The organism is Aeromonas sp. S19(2024), from assembly GCF_041402625.1.
GTDB classification, from domain to species: domain Bacteria; phylum Pseudomonadota; class Gammaproteobacteria; order Enterobacterales; family Aeromonadaceae; genus Aeromonas; species Aeromonas caviae.
The window spans coordinates 29,835-44,211 of sequence record NZ_JBGLQU010000015.1; the positions used below are offsets into that span (position 1 = coordinate 29,835).

The 14,377-nt window shown below is 63.6% G+C and carries 14 protein-coding genes; 7 read left to right on the forward strand and 7 right to left on the reverse strand.

Annotated elements, in window-relative coordinates; all coding sequences use genetic code 11:
- Window positions 1–48: 48 nt before the first annotated feature.
- The 5 genes from tnaC to norV form a co-directional block, all read right to left on the reverse strand.
- Complete coding sequence (tnaC, locus tag ACB037_RS19610; RefSeq protein ID WP_069652909.1) at window positions 49–132, reverse strand: tryptophanase leader peptide; 84 nt, start codon at window positions 130–132, stop codon at window positions 49–51.
- Window positions 133–309: 177 nt separating this feature from the next.
- Entirely contained in the window at window positions 310–1,527 is a 1,218-nt protein-coding gene (locus tag ACB037_RS19615; RefSeq protein ID WP_342040057.1) for a 4Fe-4S binding protein, read from the reverse strand.
- 121 nt (window positions 1,528–1,648) lie between these two features.
- Complete coding sequence (locus ACB037_RS19620; protein ID WP_371175791.1) at window positions 1,649–1,987, reverse strand: DUF1971 domain-containing protein; 339 nt, start codon at window positions 1,985–1,987, stop codon at window positions 1,649–1,651.
- 51 nt (window positions 1,988–2,038) lie between these two features.
- Window positions 2,039–3,205, reverse strand: coding sequence for an NADH:flavorubredoxin reductase NorW (norW, locus tag ACB037_RS19625; RefSeq protein ID WP_371175792.1), 1,167 nt, complete (start codon window positions 3,203–3,205; stop codon window positions 2,039–2,041).
- On the reverse strand, window positions 3,202–4,686 hold the full coding sequence (gene norV / locus ACB037_RS19630) for an anaerobic nitric oxide reductase flavorubredoxin (RefSeq protein ID WP_201891151.1): 1,485 nt from the start codon (window positions 4,684–4,686) through the stop codon (window positions 3,202–3,204). Before norV ends, norW begins: the two co-directional genes overlap by 4 nt.
- A 170-nt stretch (window positions 4,687–4,856) precedes the next feature.
- On the opposite strand from norV, the gene norR reads away from it, so the two are divergent.
- Window positions 4,857–6,383 carry a nitric oxide reductase transcriptional regulator NorR gene (norR, locus tag ACB037_RS19635; RefSeq protein WP_371175793.1) on the forward strand — a complete coding sequence of 509 codons (1,527 nt, stop codon included), beginning with the start codon at window positions 4,857–4,859 and terminating at the stop codon, window positions 6,381–6,383.
- 82 nt (window positions 6,384–6,465) lie between these two features.
- On the opposite strand, the gene ACB037_RS19640 is transcribed toward norR, so the two are convergent.
- Window positions 6,466–7,470 carry a substrate-binding domain-containing protein gene (locus tag ACB037_RS19640; protein WP_010672385.1) on the reverse strand — a complete coding sequence of 335 codons (1,005 nt, stop codon included), beginning with the start codon at window positions 7,468–7,470 and terminating at the stop codon, window positions 6,466–6,468.
- Between the two features lie 435 nt (window positions 7,471–7,905).
- On the opposite strand from ACB037_RS19640, the gene ACB037_RS19645 reads away from it, so the two are divergent.
- The 6 genes from ACB037_RS19645 to ACB037_RS19670 all read left to right on the forward strand — a co-directional run bounded on the left by ACB037_RS19645 (window position 7,906) and on the right by ACB037_RS19670 (window position 13,781).
- Window positions 7,906–9,027, forward strand: a complete 1,122-nt coding sequence (locus ACB037_RS19645; protein ID WP_039041003.1) for a branched-chain amino acid ABC transporter substrate-binding protein — start codon at window positions 7,906–7,908, stop codon at window positions 9,025–9,027.
- 66 nt (window positions 9,028–9,093) lie between these two features.
- The gene (gene livH / locus ACB037_RS19650) at window positions 9,094–10,020 is read left to right on the forward strand and encodes a high-affinity branched-chain amino acid ABC transporter permease LivH (protein ID WP_010672383.1); all 927 of its coding nucleotides are present in this window, start codon (window positions 9,094–9,096) and stop codon (window positions 10,018–10,020) included.
- A gap of 82 nt (window positions 10,021–10,102) precedes the next feature.
- Window positions 10,103–11,371, forward strand: a complete 1,269-nt coding sequence (locus ACB037_RS19655; protein WP_039041002.1) for a high-affinity branched-chain amino acid ABC transporter permease LivM — start codon at window positions 10,103–10,105, stop codon at window positions 11,369–11,371.
- Window positions 11,368–12,141, forward strand: coding sequence for a high-affinity branched-chain amino acid ABC transporter ATP-binding protein LivG (gene livG / locus ACB037_RS19660; protein WP_010672381.1), 774 nt, complete (start codon window positions 11,368–11,370; stop codon window positions 12,139–12,141). The genes ACB037_RS19655 and livG overlap by 4 nt, the downstream gene beginning before the upstream one ends.
- 10 nt (window positions 12,142–12,151) lie before the next feature.
- Entirely contained in the window at window positions 12,152–12,853 is a 702-nt protein-coding gene (locus tag ACB037_RS19665) for an ABC transporter ATP-binding protein (protein WP_010672380.1), read from the forward strand.
- Window positions 12,854–12,935: 82 nt separating this feature from the next.
- On the forward strand, window positions 12,936–13,781 hold the full coding sequence (locus ACB037_RS19670; RefSeq protein ID WP_371175794.1) for an AraC family transcriptional regulator: 846 nt from the start codon (window positions 12,936–12,938) through the stop codon (window positions 13,779–13,781).
- Here the strand turns inward: ACB037_RS19670 and ACB037_RS19675 are convergent.
- Window positions 13,760–14,353 carry a LysE family translocator gene (locus ACB037_RS19675; protein WP_010672378.1) on the reverse strand — a complete coding sequence of 198 codons (594 nt, stop codon included), beginning with the start codon at window positions 14,351–14,353 and terminating at the stop codon, window positions 13,760–13,762. The two genes, ACB037_RS19670 and ACB037_RS19675, sit on opposite strands and share 22 nt — an antisense overlap.
- Between the last annotated feature and the right edge of the window lie 24 nt (window positions 14,354–14,377).

The following is a 14,377-nucleotide window of genomic DNA, read 5'->3' on the forward strand; positions in this document are numbered from 1 at the left end:
TGGAGGCGGGCTCGTGGCATGGCAGGCATGCCGTGCCGCCACGGGGAATTACAGCGGGAAGAAGAACGCGATCTTATGGTCCAGGGTAAACCACTTGGGATAGCTGACCTTGATATTCATGTTGTTGCTCATCCAATTGATATTAACAACGCCAAATAACAGCACCCATTATGGTGGGGAGCGCTATATGATCAATTGCAATATGAGCAAAGTGGGATGGCGCTAACAATTTGGCGGGGGATTTTTATACAGCTTATTATCGCCAATCCGAAAGATCCCCCCATCATCCACCTTTTGCCCTTTCCCCCCTCAGTGGCTCAGCCAGGGCAGCCGCTGCAACAACTCGTAGCGGTCAGGGATCGGTGTCTGGCTGACCCAGAGATCCAGCAAGCCGTAGGAGAGCAGCGGCAACACCAGCAGCAACAGACAGAGCAGCCCCAGCAGCTGACGGGGAGCGAGTCGCTGCCCTTGCGTGCCAAGATGCAGGGCATCGGCCCGCCTGGGGCAGGCGGCCACGCAGCTCTGGCAACTGGTGCACTCGAGGCTCTGCACCGCGATGAGCTGGTGCACCTGGATGCGCGAGGGGCAAACCCGGCTGCACTTGTCACAATCGTGGCCCAGGCTTCGCAGGCAGCGGTCCGGGTCGCGGCGAATGCGCAATGGGCTCAGCAGGCCGAGCAGGGCGAACCAGGCGCCATAGGGGCAGAGGTAGCGGCAGAATCCTTGCCGGAAGGTGGCGGTGAGCAGCAGCACCCAGCCAAGGCACAGGCCCGAGATCAGGGTCAGGTTGAAGAAGAAGGCCCCCATCTTCATGTCCGCCGCCTGATGGTAGGGGCTGGCGAGGTAGCCGGGCAGGGCGGCGGCGGGTACCGCCAGCAATATGATGAAGAGCAGAAAGCCGAGCACCAGAAACTTCTGGCCGCGCAACACGGCATCGAGCCAGCGCGGCGGGGTCCACTCCCCCGGCAACAGGCGCGAGCGCAGGCCGTGCAGCCACTCCCCCACCAGCCCGAGCGGGCAGAACCAGGCACAAAACGCCCGACCCAGCAGCAGGGCCGACAGGGAGAGCACCAGCACGGTGACGGTGGCCGCCGGGTGGTGGGGGTCCGTCAGCCCCTGCCCGAGCCAGGCCCGCAGCCCGAGACCACCGGCGATGGGCAGGAAACCGTCCACCACGTCGGGACGCACCAGCCAGGGAACCGTCCCCCGTGCCAGCAGCCAGATATAGACCCCATATTGCACCGACACCAGCAACCAGCAGAGCAGCAGCAGATGACGCGCCCACTCCCGCAGCGGCTGACTGCCCAGCTCGTCCAGTGCGGGGAAGGGCTGGATGCGATGAAGCAGGCTGAGACTGCCGACCACCAGCCCCAGGCCAAGCCAGAGGCTGACATCTGCCGCCGCCAGCCAGGCAATGACCAGCACTCCGAGGGAGAGTCGAGATGACCAGCCCGGCCCCGTTTTCAACACCAACAGGACCAGATAGACCAGTCCGGCCACCATGGTCATCGCCTCAATCACGCTCATGCATCCTCCACTGCGTACACCCGATCTGGCGGCAAGGATAACCAACATCTGAGTTGATTATTTTGATCTGCATGGGCAGAGGGGGCATTCGCCCGCTCCGCCCCCTCAGCCTTAAACCCCGTTATTTGCGGCTGTGGAACAGCGGCTGGTCGGATTCGGCCTGCTCGGCCCAGAAGTGGATGTTGAAGCGGGCATCCTCCGACAGCTCGACCCTGTGCCAGTACCGGGGTGGGCTGGTGGCAAACTCCCCGGCCCGGATCACCAGGCTCACCTCGGGCTCCTCGGCCTGCTCATCGGCAAAGCCGTGATAGGTGACGGTGCCCTCCATCACGCAGAGTTGGCCAAACACGCCGGCCGCGGTGTTGTGGTGGGTGAGCAGGGCCTGGGGCACATTCTCGCGGGTGAAGAAGGGGGTGGAGCGGCGCACCACCCAGTGAGGCGGGATCAGTTGCATGGCCATATCGGTTCTCCTTGAGTGGCCGGGTCGACCCGGCCGGTGCAATGAAAGGGGTTAACGGGGCAGCTGGCGCAGCAGCGGGAAGGCGGCACTCATCTGATCCCCACCCACCACGAAGCCGCACAGCTTGCCATCTTCGCCGTGCGCCTCGGCCACCATGCCGTGACTGTTCCAGCGGCACTGCCAGGCAAGATCCTCGCCCCGGGTGCGACCGGCCAGTTGCAGCGGGTAGCGCGGCGTCTTCACCTTCACCAGCATGGGGGGCAAAGTCAGCGGGGTTGGCGTGCCAAGCAGGGTGCGCGCCAGCGCATTGGCCCCCAGCACGATGGGTTGCAGGAAGGGGAGCAGCTGACCCTGCCACTGGGCGCAATCCCCCAGCGCGAAGATATGGGGATCGCTGGTCTGCAGCCGATCGTCGACCAGGATGCCACGCTCCACTGCCAGCCCGGCCCCGCGGGCCAGGGCCAGATTCGGCCGCAGGCCGATCGCGGCGATCACCAGATCCTGCTCGCTGATGCGGCCATCGGTCAGGGTCACCCGCCAGCCATCCCCCGGCTGGGCATCTATCCTGGCGAGACCCGTCCCGAACTGCAGGCTGACCCCCTGGCTGCGTAGCGCCTGTTGCAGCGGCTCGGTCAGGGCGGCGGGCAGCAGGGCGCTTAAGGGGCTGTCGGCCAGATCCACCAGCGTCACCTCTTTTCCTGCGCTCGCCATGTCCATCGCCAGCTCGCAGCCGATGAGCCCCGCCCCCAGCACCAGGATGCGGCGGGCCTGGCGCAGTTGTGCCTCGATGGCGGCGAACTCCTGCTGGCTGTTGAGGGTGACCAGGGATTCGCTGCCCGGCAGATCGGGGCGCGCCGCGCTCGCCCCGGTGGCCAGCACCAGCTGGCCGTAGGGGAATTCCCCCTGCTCGGTCAGCACCAACCGCCTTGCTGGGTCGATGCCATGCACCGGGCAGTGTGGCAGCAGCGCGATGCGCTGCTGCTCGGCAAAATCGCTGCCGCTCTGGCGAGTCATGGCTGCGGCAGGGCAGCCCCGACTCACCACGTGGCTCAAGTCGGGCTTGTTGTACTCGTCACCGCTGTCGGCGGTGATGAGGCGGATGGGCTGCTCGGCATCCAGCTTGCGCAGGCTCTTGACCAGCTGCTGGGCAGCGAAGCCGCTGCCGATCACCACTATCTCCCGGCTGATGCCAGCGTCAGTTTGAATTGCCGCGCTCATACACAGGCCTCCACGGCGCAGGGTTCGAATACCTCCTTGCCGATGCCGCAGCCGGGGCAAAGGAAACTGTCCGGCACCTGGGCCCAGGGGGTGCCCGGCGCCACCAGCTGATCCGGCTCGCCCTGGGCCGGGTCATAGACCCACTGGCAGACGGTGCAGAGCATGGCCTGGTCATCGTCCCATTCGGCGGCGGCCGCTGCGGCTTGCGGCTCAACAGCAGGCATCGCGGGGACGGGCGTCACGGTTGTCTGGGTTGTGGTGATCGGGCGGGGTGCGTCCAGCGGGTGCAACGCCCACTGACGGGCGAGCTGGCGGCCATGCTCGCGGCATTCGGCCAGCGCCGAGCCATCCGGGCGCCACTTGGCCTTGAGGGAGATGCTGATGTCAAAGCCTGCGTCCATCAATCGGGTCTGGATCCGGTCCACCGCACCGCCGGTCCAGCCGTAGCTGCCGAAGGCCGAGGCACGCTTGTTGCGAAAACGCAGGCCGGTGATCTCTTCGAGCATGCCCGCCACCTTGGGCATCATGACGTTGTTCATGGTGGAGGATCCCACCAGTATCCCCTTGGAGCGGAACACCTGGGTCAGGATCTCGTTCTTGTCGTGGCGGGCCACGTTGTAGATCTTCACCGCCACGCCGGGGTCCACCTCGTGGATGCCCTGGGCGATGGCGTCGGCCATCATGCGGGTGTTGTTGGACATGGAGTCGTAGAACAAGGTGATGCGGTCTTCCTGATAGTGGTCGGCCCACTCCAGGTATTTCAGGATGATCTGGGTGGGGTCCTCGCGCCAGACGATGCCGTGGGAGGTGGCCACCATGCTCACTGGCAGGTTGAAGCCCAGCACCTCTTTGATCTTGGCGGTCACCAGGGGGCTGAAGGGGGTGAGGATGTTGGCGTAGTAGCGCTGGCACTGCTCCATCAGCTCGGTCTGATCCACCTCGTCGTTGAACAGGTGCTCGTCGCAGTAGTGCTGGCCGAAGGCGTCGTTGGAGAAGAGCACCGCATCCTCGGTCATGTAGGTCATCATGCTGTCGGGCCAGTGCAGCATGGGGGTCTCGATGAACACCAGCTGCTTGCCGTTGCCGATGTCCAGGCTGTCACCGGTCTTGACCGGGTGGAAGTTCCACTCCGGGTGGTGATGATGGCCGGTGATGGAGTCGATGGCGTTGTGGGTGCAGTAGATGGGGGTGCCTGGGATGCGGGCCATCAGCTCGGTCAGGGCGCCGGCGTGATCCTCCTCGGCGTGGTTGATCACCACATAGTCGATGGCGGCGAGATCGATCTCCGCCGCCAGGTTCTGCACGAACTCACGGCTGAACTTGTGATCGACGGTGTCGATCAGCACATTCTTCCCTTCGCGGATGAGGTAGCTGTTGTAGCTGGTGCCCTTGTGGGTCTTGTACTCGGTGCCGTGGAAGTCGCGTACCTCCCAGTCCCGTTGGCCTACCCAGTGGATGTTGTTCTTGACGTGAATGCTCATCAGGCAGTTCCTCGAATGCAATAGTGGATGTTCAACTGAACCAGCTATTGCAGCGGACGTGCCAACATGTAACTCGTTGTTTTTAATGGTTTCGAATATCAAGAATTGTCATTATGACATCACAACGTTATAGTCAAAATCACAAACACACTGTCATTTGGACAATTATCGTGATCTCGACCGACAGCCTGGCGCGCATCGCCCTCGACCTGCAACTCGGCATCTCCCATCAGGACCGCTTCCACCGCCTGATCCAGAGCGTGCGCAGCCTGCTGAACTCGGATGCCTCGGCCCTGCTGCGCTACGAGGGGGGCCAGTTCACCCCGCTGGCCATCGACGGCCTGATGCAGGACGTGCTGGGGCGCCGCTTCGCCCTCAAGGATCACCCGCGCCTCGAGGCCATCGCCCGCGCCGGGGATGTGGTGCGCTTCCCTGCCGACAGCGCCCTGCCCGACCCCTATGACGGCCTGCTGCCGGATCACGACGACTTCAAGGTACACGCCTGCGTCGGCCTGCCGCTCTTCTCGGATCAGGCGCTGATCGGCGCCCTGACCATAGACGGCATGAACCCGACCCAGTTCGACGGCATCAGCGACGAGGAGCTGCGGCTGGTGGGGGCTCTGGCCGCCGCCGCCCTCGACAACGCCCTGCTGCTGGAGCGGCTCGCCCGCCAGAGCAGCGAGCCCCTGGTCCCCGGCACCCGGCCAGGCCCTGAGCAGCCGGAGATGATAGGCCACTCCCCCGCCATGGCCCGGTTGCGCCACGAGATAGACGTGGTGGCAAGTTCCGAGCTGAACGTGCTGATTTTGGGGGAGACGGGGGTCGGCAAGGAGCTGATCGCCAAGGCGGTGCATGGCGGCTCACCCCGCGCCCATGCCCCCCTGGTCTACCTCAACTGCGCCGCCCTGCCCGAATCCGTGGCCGAGAGCGAGCTGTTCGGCCACGTGAAGGGGGCCTTCACCGGCGCCATCCACAATCGGGCGGGCAAGTTCGAGCTGGCGGATCGTGGCACCCTGTTCCTCGACGAGATCGGCGAGCTCTCCCTAGCGCTGCAGGCCAAGCTGCTGCGGGTGCTGCAGTACGGCGATCTGCAGCGGATCGGTGACGACACCCCGCTCAAGGTGAATGTGCGCATCCTGGCGGCCACCAACCGGGAGCTGAAACAGGCGGTGGTCGAGGGGCAGTTTCGGGCCGACCTCTACCACCGGCTGAGCGTGTTCCCGATCCACGCCCCGGCACTGCGGGAACGTCCGGGCGACATTCCCCTGCTGGCCGGTTACTTTTGCGAACGCTGCCGGCTCGGCCTGGGGCTGGAGCAGTTGCGTATCCAGCCACAAGCGCTGCAACTGCTCGAGCGCCACGACTGGCCCGGCAACGTGCGGGAGCTGGAGCACGCCATCCACCGCGCCGCCGTGCTGGCCAGGGCCGAACAGGGCAGCCCCTCGCCGACCCTGGAACCCCACCACTTCAACCTGGGGCCGACGGGCTCATCCCTGCCCGCCGACACCGTCAGCCAGCCCGCCTCCCCGGCCATTGCCGGCCTCGGCCTTCGCGCCGCCACCGATCTGTTCCAGCGCCAGCTCATCGAGCAGACCCTGACGGCCCATGACGGCAACTGGGCAGCAACAGCCCGGGCGCTGGATCTGGACGGCGGCAACCTGCACCGCCTCGCCAGGCGGCTCGGCCTCAAGGCCTGACGCCCCAGATACGAGAGGGGCCCAAAAACAGAAACCCCCTCGCTGGCGAGGGGGTTTCTTGTTCATGGCACCCGTGGCGCCGTCAGCGCAGGGACTTGACCGAGCGACGGACGATGAGCTCGGGCTGCACCGTCATGGACTCCACTTCCAGCTCCTTGTTGCGGATCCGGCTCACCAGTTGCTGCACCGCCAGCAGGCCGAGCTCGGCCTTGGGGTGGCGGATGGTGGTGAGCGGCGGGCTGGAGAAGCGCGCCATCTCCACGTCGTCATAGCCGATCATGGAGATATCGTCCGGCACCTTGACCCCGGCCTCCCAGGCGGCGCAGATGGCACCGATGGCCATGGGATCGTCGAAGGCAAAGACCGCGGTCGGGCGAGGGGTGAGGGCCAGGATGCGCTGCATGGCATCGAAGCCGCTCTGGCTCTCGTAGTCCCCTTCGAAGATCTGCTCTTCTTTCAGGGTCATCCCCTGTTCAGCCAGGGCATCGCGCACCCCGTCCAGCCGTTGCTGGGTAGTCGGCTTGGCGAGATGGCCGGTGATGCAGACGATGTTGGTGTGGCCCTGCTCCAGCAGATGGCGCACCGCCAGACGCGCGCCGATGCGGGCGTTGTCGTTGATCACGTTGGCGAAATCGCACTCGTTGCCCCAGTCCAGCACCACTTGCGGCACGTTTTTGTGGATACGCAGCATGTCCCTGAACTGGGTGTCGATATCGGTCCCCAGCACCAGCAGACCGTCGACCCGCTTCTCCATCAGCATGCGCAGATAGTGCTGCTGGCGGGGCGGCTGGTTCTCGGTGTTGCACAGGATCAGGCTGTAACCCTGCTCGAAGCAGTAGGCTTCCACCCCCTGTACCACTTCCGCGAAGAAGGGGTTGGCACTGGTGGTCACCAGCATGCCAATGGTCTTGGTCGAATTGATCTTGAGACTGCGCGCCACCGAGTTGGGCGCGTAGTTCAGCTCTGCCACCGCCTCAAGCACTTTCTGGGTTGCGTCTTCGCTGACCCGACGGGTGTGATTGAGTACATGTGAGACGGTGGAGATGGATACGCCTGCGCGCGAGGCGACATCCTTGATAGTTGCCATCTCTGTCTCCTGAATAACAAAGGCGGAACAGTAGCAGATTTCCCGAATAAAGGCTTGGTTTTAACGGGCGCTGCCAGTGAATTATCAATGCTGGCTAATCTATGCGGTCATTTCTTTTTGCGCAAACGGATTTTGGTCAAAATGAGAGCGAACGCAGAATGAAATATCGTCAGTTTTTTACTCTGGAAATTGTCACCATGACAATTTGTTATCTGTATGTTGCACCACCTTTACAACATTAAACTCCGATAAACAGCAATAAACTGCGCGTTAGTTTCACAAAACCCCTCTTGCGCCTGCTCCGGTTAGTATCTTTAACATCTTGTTATTGCCCGGCGAGGAATGATAGAACCTTATCTATCGCCGGGCTGGCGGGACACAGGCTCGGAATGACGTGCATAAAATGAAACAATTCACTGATTAAGGGACGAATCAATGCATAACTTCAGCAAAATGGCAGTCAGAGCAGCGGTTTCTTTGGCTCTGTTTGGATCAGTTTCCATGGCCAATGCGGCCGACACCATCAAGATCGGCATCGCCGGCCCCCTGACCGGCCCGGTCGCCCAGTACGGTGACATGCAGTTCACCGGCGGCAAGATGGCGGTCGAGCAGATCAACAAGGCGGGCGGCATCAAGGGCAAGCAGATCGAAGCCGTCATCTATGACGATGCCTGCGATCCCAAGCAGGCCGTGGCCATCGCCAACAAGGTGATCAACGACGGCGTCAAGTTCGTGGTCGGCCACCTCTGCTCCGACAACACCCTGCCCGCCTCCGACATCTATGAAGATGAAGGGGTCCTGATGGTCACCCCCGCCTCCACCAACCCCAAGATCACCGAGCGCGGTTACCAGCTGACCCTGCGTACCATCGGTCTGGACAGCGACCAGGGCCCGACCGCCGCCAAGTACATCATCGAGCAGGTCAAACCCCAGCGCGTGGCCGTCATCCACGACAAGAAACAGTACGGTGAAGGCATCGCCTCCAGCGTGAAAGCCGCACTGGACAAGGCTGGCGTCAAGGTCGTTGCCTATGAGGGCATCACCGCCGGCGACAAAGACTTCTCCGCCCTGATCGCCAAGCTGCAAAAAGAGAACGTCGACTTCGTCTACTACGGCGGCTACCACCCCGAGCTGGGTCTGATCCTGCGCCAGGCTGGCGAGAAGGGTCTGAAGGCCAAGTTCATGGGTCCGGAAGGCGTGGGCAACAAGGACATCTCCGCCATCGGCGGCCCGGCTTCCGAAGGCCTGCTGGTGACCCTGCCGAACAAATATGACCTGGTGCCGGCCAACGCCCCCATCGTAGAAGCGTTCAAGGCCAAGGGTCAGGACTCCTCCGGTCCGTTCGTCTGGACCACCTACGCCGCCATGCAGGCCCTGGCGGCCGGTATCGCCAAGGCGGGCGAGGATGATCCGGCTGCCGTCGCTGCCGCCATCAAGGCCGCACCGATCGACACCGTGATGGGCCCCCTGACCTGGGCGCCGAACGGTGACCTGAAAGGCTTCGAATTCGGTGTGTTCCAGTGGCACGCCGACGGTACCTCCACTCAACTCAAATAATCTGCCGGTCGGGGTGACGTGAGTCACCCCTCCTTTCTTTGCGGGCAAGTACACAGGGAACGCGGTATGTCCGAACACCTTCTTTATCTGGTTCAGCAGTTGCTGAACGGATTGACCATAGGCAGCACCTATGCGTTGATCGCCATCGGCTACACCATGGTCTACGGCATCATCGGCATGATCAACTTCGCCCACGGCGAGGTCTACATGATCGGCTCCTATGTCGCCTTCATGGTGATGGCCGGGCTCATGATGATGGGCATCGACAGCACCGTGCTGCTGCTGGGGGGAGCCTTCCTGGTCAGCATCATCATCACCGGCAGCTATGGCTGGTCCATAGAACGGGTGGCCTATCGTCCACTGCGGGGCGGCAACCGCCTGATCCCCCTCATCTCCGCCATCGGCATGTCGATCTTCCTGCAGAACATGATGCGGATGGCCCAGGGCTCGCGTGACATCGCCATGCCCACTCTGATCTCCGGGGGCTGGACCCTCGGCGGCGAGGATGGCTTCCAGGCCAGCCTCTCCTACATGCAGCTCATCATCTTCGTGGTGACCTTCGTCACCATGCTGGCGTTGACCCAGTTCATCGGCCGCTCCCGCATGGGGCGCGCCTGCCGTGCCTGTTCCGAAGACATCAAGATGGCCAACCTGTTAGGGATAGACACCCACGTGGTCATCTCCATCACCTTCGTGCTGGGGGCCGCCCTGGCCGCCGTCGCGGGGGTGCTGCTCGGCATGTACTACGGTGTCATCAACCCCTATCTCGGCTTCATGGCGGGCTTGAAGGCCTTCACCGCCGCGGTATTGGGCGGCATTGGCAGCATTCCCGGCGCCGTGCTGGGCGGCCTGCTGCTCGGCGTGGTGGAAGCGCTCACCGCCGGTTACCTCAGCACCGAATACAAGGATGTGATGGCCTTTGCCCTGCTTATCTTTGTGCTGCTCTTCATGCCCACCGGCATCCTGGGTCGTCCGGAGGTCGAGAAGGTATGAAAAACCAATCTATGCATGCCCTCGTGCTGCTGTTCATGACCATCACTGGCATTCTCGGCCGTCCGGAAGTGGAGAAAGTCTGATGAAACGTCAATTTATCCATGCCTGCATCGCCAGCCTGGTGCTGCTGGTGCTCTCCTTCTGGCTGCTCGGCTTCAAGCTGGAGACCGATGGCTCCCGCCTGCTGGTGGTGAGCCGCCTCGATGTGTCGCTGGCCTGGCTGCTGGGGGGCGCCACCATCGTCTTCTGGTTCCAGATGCTGCGCGGCCAGATAAGCCGGCTGTTCCAGGCCTCCATCAGCGGCTTCTCCGTCGGCTTCACCAAGTTGGTGCTGCCAAGCCCCGAAGAGGCCCCCAAGCTCTATAACCTCACCGCCGTGCTGGTGCTGCTGTTTGCGGTGAGCTGGCCCTTCATGGCCTCTCGCGGCGCCATCGATCTGGCCACCCTCACCCTGATTTACATCATGCTGGGGCTGGGACTGAACGTGGTGGTGGGCCTCGCCGGTCTGCTCGACCTCGGCTATGTCGGCTTCTATGCGGTCGGCGCCTACAGCTACGCCCTGCTCAACACCTACTTCGGTCTGAGCTTCTGGGAGTGTCTGCCCATCGCCGGTCTGCTGGCGGCCACCTTCGGCTTCCTGCTCGGGTTCCCGGTGCTGCGGCTGCGGGGGGACTACCTGGCCATCGTCACCCTGGGCTTTGGCGAGATCATCCGCATCCTGCTCAACAACATGACCACCCTGACCGGCGGTCCGAACGGGATCTCCGGCATTCCGAAACCGACCCTGGGGGGGCTCGAGTTCAACCGCACCGTCAAGGATGGGGGCTTTGGCACCTTCCACGACTTCTTCGGCATCGCCTACAACGCCAACCACAAGGTGATCTTCCTCTACCTGATGGCCCTGGTGCTGGTAGTGGCGACCCTGTTCGTCATCAACCGCCTGCTGCGCATGCCGCTCGGCCGTGCCTGGGAGGCGCTGCGGGAAGACGAGATCGCCTGCAAGTCCCTGGGGCTCAACCCCACCATCATCAAGCTGACCGCCTTCACCATAGGCGCCTGCTTCGCGGGCTTTGCCGGCAGCTTCTTCGCCTCGCGCCAGGGCTTCATCAGCCCCGAATCCTTCGTCTTCATCGAGTCGGCCATCGTTCTTGCGATTGTGGTGCTTGGAGGCATGGGATCCCAGATCGGGGTGGTGCTGGCGGCCATCGTGATGACGGTGCTGCCGGAGCTCGCCCGCGAGTTCAACGAATATCGCATGCTGATGTTCGGTCTCTTGATGGTATTCATGATGATCTGGCGGCCGCAGGGACTGCTGCCCATGAGTCGACCCCATATGGAGCTGCGTAAATGAGCAACAATCAACCATTGTTGGATGTCTCAGATCTGTCGATGCGCTTTGGCGGCCTGCTCGCGGTCAACGGCGTCAAGCTGGATGTGGAAAAGGGGGAGGTGATCTCCATCATCGGCCCCAACGGGGCGGGCAAGACCACCATCTTCAACTGCCTGACCGGCTTCTATCGCCCGAGTGGCGGTGTCATTCGCTACAAGGGTGAGGAGATCCAGGGGTTGCCCGGCCACCTCATCGCCCGCAAGGGCATAGTGCGGACTTTCCAGCACGTGCGCCTGTTCAAGGAGATGACGGCGGTGGAAAACCTGCTGGTGGCCCAGCACAGGCATCTCAATACCGGCTTCATCGCCGGCCTGTTCAAGACCCCCTCCTTCCGCCGCGCCGAGAAAGAGGGGCTGGAGCAGTCCGCCTTCTGGCTGGAAAAGGTGGGCCTCAAGGATCTCGCCAACCGCGCCGCGGGCAACCTGGCTTACGGCCAGCAGCGCCGCCTCGAGATCGCCCGCTGCATGGCGACCCGGCCCGAGCTGCTGATGCTGGATGAACCGGCCGCAGGCCTCAACCCCAAGGAGACCGACGAGCTCAACGAGCTCATCTCCAACCTGAGGGACGAGTTCGGGGTCTCGGTGCTGCTGATCGAGCACGACATGAAGCTGGTGATGGAGATCTCCAACCGCATCTTCGTGGTCAACCAGGGCACCCCGCTGGCCCACGGCAAACCGGATGAAATCCGCAGCAATCCGGCGGTGATCAAGGCCTATCTGGGCGAGTCGTAAGGACAAAAAGATGTTAGAACTTCGCAACGTATCGACCCACTACGGCAAAATTCAGGCGCTGCACGACGTCAGCGTCGAGGTAAAAGAGGGGGAAATCGTCACCCTGATCGGCGCCAACGGCGCCGGCAAGACCACTCTGCTGATGACCCTGTGTGGCGAGCCCAAGCCCAGCAGCGGTTCCATCTGGTTCGAGGGGGAGCAGATAGACTCTCTCACCACCGCCCGCATCATGCGCAAGGACATCGCCGTGGTGCCGGAGGGGCGCCGCATCTTCGCCCGCCTCACGGTGGAGGAGAACCTGCTGATGGGGGCCTTCTTCGTCGACAAGGCGGAGCAGCGCGGCCTGCTGGATCAGATTTTTACCCTGTTCCCCCGCCTGCACGAGCGGCTGGAGCAGCGGGCAGGCACCATGTCCGGCGGCGAGCAACAGATGCTGGCCATCGGCCGCGCCCTGATGAGCAAGCCGCGCCTGCTGCTGCTGGATGAACCCTCCCTCGGATTGGCGCCCATCGTCATCCAGCAGATCTTCGACACCATAGAGCAACTGCGCCAGAAGGGGATGACCATCTTCCTGGTGGAGCAGAACGCGAACCAGGCGCTCAAGCTGGCGGATCGCGGCTATGTGCTGGAGAACGGCCGGGTGGTGCTGCAAGACACGGGAGAGGCCCTGCTGGCCAACCCCGCCGTCCGCCAGGCCTATCTCGGCGGCTGAGGATGCAGCAACCATCCTCACCCTTCCCCTGCCGCGCTCCCCGAGCCAGGCAGGGGAACAGCCCCCCGCCGAGGAGCACATTGTGAGCCGTACGCGGGCGACGCAGGATCAGCACCACTTCTGGCACGATCCCGCCCTGCCCTTCATCGAGGCGCGGGCGGTGCAGGATGGCCGGCGCGTCTGCTATGACAAGCACAGCCACCCCCACTTCTCCATCGGCGCCATCACCGGCGGCCACAGCCACTACCTCAACCAGCGCAGCCTGCAAGAGGTCGGCCGCGGCAGCCTGGTGCTGATGAACCCGGAAGAGGTGCACGCCTGCAATCCCGTCGCGGACCAGCCCTGGTCCTATCTGATGTTCTACATCGACAACCTCTGGTTGCAGCGCCAGCAGGAGGAGGCCGGGCTCGGCAACGCGTTTCGCCCCTTCGACATGACCGCAAGCCGGGATCCCCTGCTCTACCAGGGGCTCTGCCGGCTTCATCGGCAACTGGTGGCGGAGCCGGATCCCCTGGCTCGCGAAGTGGCCTGCCACCTCTTCAGCCGCCAGCTTCTGGCCAGGCTCACCCCGGCCAAGTGGGATGACCGCCCTCCCCGGCACCTGCAGCGAGCCGCCGAGCTGATGCAGGACGAGAGTGCCTGCGCCCTCACCCTGGCACAGCTGAGTGCGGTGGCCGGGCTTACCCCTTCCCACTTCGTGCGCGCCTTCAGCCGCCATTACGGCATGACGCCCCACGCCTACCTGCTCGATCAGCGCATTCGCCACGCCCGCACCCTGCTGCGCCAGGGGCAGCCCCTGGCGGAAGTGGCCCTTGCCAGCGGTTTTGCCGATCAGGCCCACTTCCAGCGCCAGTTCAAACGCCGGGTGGCAGCCACCCCGGGCCAGTACAGAGCGCAGCTCGTCCCTCAGGACGAGCGCACCAGATAGGCGGCGCTGAGCAGCAGCAAGAGCGCCATGGCCCGATTGAACCAGCGCAATCGGCGAGGAGAGACCAGCCACCCCTGCAATCGGCTGCCCGCATAGGCCCAGCAGGCGATGGAGCCGAGGCAGATCACCAGATAGATGCCGGTAAAGAGGGCGATCTGGCTCATGCCGCCCGCGATCCCATAGGCTCCCATCCCCATGCTGGCGGCGAGCCAGGCCTTGGGATTGAGCCACTGCATCAAGGCCCCGTACCAGAAAGCGGGGGGTACGCCCTCCACTTCCTCCACCTCGCCGCTGTCCACCAGCAACTGCCAGGCCATCCAGCCGAGAAAGAGCACGCCGCCCCAGTGAATGGCCCCCAGCGCCACAGGCCAGCGGGACAGGGCGCCGCCAAGACCCAGCCCCATCAGCAGGAGCAGTAGGATGAAGCCGAGGGTGGCCCCCACCACGTGGCGCAGGCTGGCCGTGAAACCGTACCGGGCGCCGGTGCCAAGGGCGACCAGATTGACCGGCCCCGGGGAGATGGACATGGCCAGGGCAAACCCGGCCATGGATAACAGCAGACTGAATTCCATGGATGATGCTCGTTCAATTGAGGG

Excerpts from the sequence above, each read along its gene's own strand:
- ACB037_RS19665 (WP_010672380.1), top strand. The coding sequence starts at position 12,152 with ATGTTAGAACTTCGCAACGTATCGACCCACTACGGCAAAATTCAGGCG.
- livH (WP_010672383.1), top strand. The coding sequence starts at position 9,094 with ATGTCCGAACACCTTCTTTATCTGGTTCAGCAGTTGCTGAACGGATTG.
- ACB037_RS19645 (WP_039041003.1), top strand. The coding sequence starts at position 7,906 with ATGCATAACTTCAGCAAAATGGCAGTCAGAGCAGCGGTTTCTTTGGCT.
- norV (WP_201891151.1), bottom strand. The coding sequence starts at position 4,686 with ATGAGCATTCACGTCAAGAACAACATCCACTGGGTAGGCCAACGGGAC.
- ACB037_RS19640 (WP_010672385.1), bottom strand. The coding sequence starts at position 7,470 with ATGGCAACTATCAAGGATGTCGCCTCGCGCGCAGGCGTATCCATCTCC.
- tnaC (WP_069652909.1), bottom strand. The coding sequence starts at position 132 with ATGAGCAACAACATGAATATCAAGGTCAGCTATCCCAAGTGGTTTACC.
- ACB037_RS19615 (WP_342040057.1), bottom strand. The coding sequence starts at position 1,527 with ATGAGCGTGATTGAGGCGATGACCATGGTGGCCGGACTGGTCTATCTG.
- livG (WP_010672381.1), top strand. The coding sequence starts at position 11,368 with ATGAGCAACAATCAACCATTGTTGGATGTCTCAGATCTGTCGATGCGC.
- ACB037_RS19655 (WP_039041002.1), top strand. The coding sequence starts at position 10,103 with ATGAAACGTCAATTTATCCATGCCTGCATCGCCAGCCTGGTGCTGCTG.
- ACB037_RS19675 (WP_010672378.1), bottom strand. The coding sequence starts at position 14,353 with ATGGAATTCAGTCTGCTGTTATCCATGGCCGGGTTTGCCCTGGCCATG.
- ACB037_RS19620 (WP_371175791.1), bottom strand. The coding sequence starts at position 1,987 with ATGGCCATGCAACTGATCCCGCCTCACTGGGTGGTGCGCCGCTCCACC.
- norW (WP_371175792.1), bottom strand. The coding sequence starts at position 3,205 with ATGAGCGCGGCAATTCAAACTGACGCTGGCATCAGCCGGGAGATAGTG.